This window comes from Methylomonas methanica (assembly GCF_001644035.1).
Classification (GTDB): Bacteria; Pseudomonadota; Gammaproteobacteria; order Methylococcales; family Methylomonadaceae; genus Methylomonas; species Methylomonas methanica_A.
Genome location: NZ_LUUG01000023.1, coordinates 1 through 1,614, shown reverse-complemented (window position 1 = coordinate 1,614; position 1,614 = coordinate 1). Strand labels below are relative to the sequence as shown.

1 protein-coding gene is annotated in these 1,614 nt (G+C 45.0%); it reads right to left on the bottom strand.

What is annotated here, in order from left to right; all coding sequences use genetic code 11:
* Positions 1 to 411 precede the first annotated feature (411 nt).
* A complete protein-coding gene (locus A1332_RS01245; RefSeq protein ID WP_064006770.1) occupies positions 412 to 1,104 on the bottom strand; it encodes a hypothetical protein in 693 nt (230 codons plus the stop codon).
* Between the last annotated feature and the right edge of the window lie 510 nt (positions 1,105 to 1,614).

The following is a 1,614-nucleotide window of genomic DNA, read 5'->3' as shown; positions in this document are numbered from 1 at the left end:
GGCGCGGCATACGGGAGAAAACCCGCCGCGGATTTAAAATTCAATCGGTTGAAATCAGATAGGATGCTGCCGACGTAAGGAGGCGCATCGTTCGCGATCGATGCGCCTCGCCACTGGCTCTGCAGCATCCTATAAGCGCATCGTATGGCCGTACAATCATGAACGGCCCAACATGGCTATTGGCGGCATCACTCCAAAACAAAAGTTGGCACTCGCTGCTTAACCTCTACTTTTAGATTCTGCTCAAAATGGGGGGATTACCCAAAGAACAGTCCAATTGTTCTGGAATCGGATGCAGTTGATCCGAAGATTGTTGGTGGTAATAGACGGCTGTCAGCCCAGACTGAGTCAAAAACAGTCTATTAAAGTTTACAGAGAATGTTGGTTGAACTTATAAAAACAGTTATTTAATCACAGAACTTTACTTATCCTAAAAGCTCTTATAGAAACTAATCCACTAAAGAATAAAATCATTGAAGAAAGTATTGGTACTGGCGTAACCGTGCCTCCAATAGAAAAATATGTATTAGTTCTTGAATTGATAGAATCAATAGCTGCTGTGGTTAAATTTATTGTAATTTCATTTAATGTATTGGGATCAGAGTTGAATAGATACGATCCATAATGATTGCCTGTGCCCAAGTCGGTAAATATTGTTTGGTTCAATCCAGACGATAAAATTAAATCTGAAGCGGAAGTAAATACTTCAAAGAGATCATAGCGCATCGGCGTGAAAGGATAGCTCGCGCTATAGGGCTTAAGATGAAGGCTTGCTGAAATGGCAGTATCTTGTAAATCGGAAAGATCAAAAGAGAAAAAATTCCTGATAGAGCCAAAAGAGCCGTCGTCACCAGCGAAGTAGTTATAGTTACCCTCGAAATGACCAATAGTATCTGACCACCAACCGAAATTTTCAGCATATGACTCACTGCCCAATTTGCCAGTCATTGTGCTGGCAACATAGGCTTCTCCATTCGATAATTGAATTTGGAGCGTTTGCCCCTCCAGTCCATCTGGTTGGCTACCTCCAAATAGGTAAGCAGCAGGTGAAGCTAATCCAATTGTTGGAAAAGTAAGAACCACAAGTAATAAGATATTATGCATTTTATTTTCCAGCCTTGTATTAAATTGATAAATCCTACAAGGATGAAATTACATGAGTATTACCAAAATAAATAGTCGTCCCTCAAAAAGCCGAAACTGCTCAATGACTACCGTCCTCATGCGAACGATAAAAATGATTCGGACAAAAGCCGAGACAGCGACTGCCAAAAACGAGACCAAAAAATCCTCAACCGTCTGAGGATCAAACGGATGTTGTGGCCGGCACCACATAGGATGGCATGCAAGGCGTCGCCCATTTTGCCTTTCAGGTAGTTGCGTCCCAAGGCCGTAAGGCGCAATTGGTAGGGCCTCAATAGGCGTAGCCGTATTGCGCCGTATGCCGGCCTTAGATCATTCGGCGCATTACTCTATCCCTAAGGAGCCTTACATCGCTCGGGCGGGGTTTCTCCCGTATGCCGCGCCGAGCACCGGAGCTTTTGAACGGATCAGCCCGCAGGGGCGCCGCAGGGATGCGGCGCGTTGCCGAAGGGGCAGGAAGCCCCTTTCGGC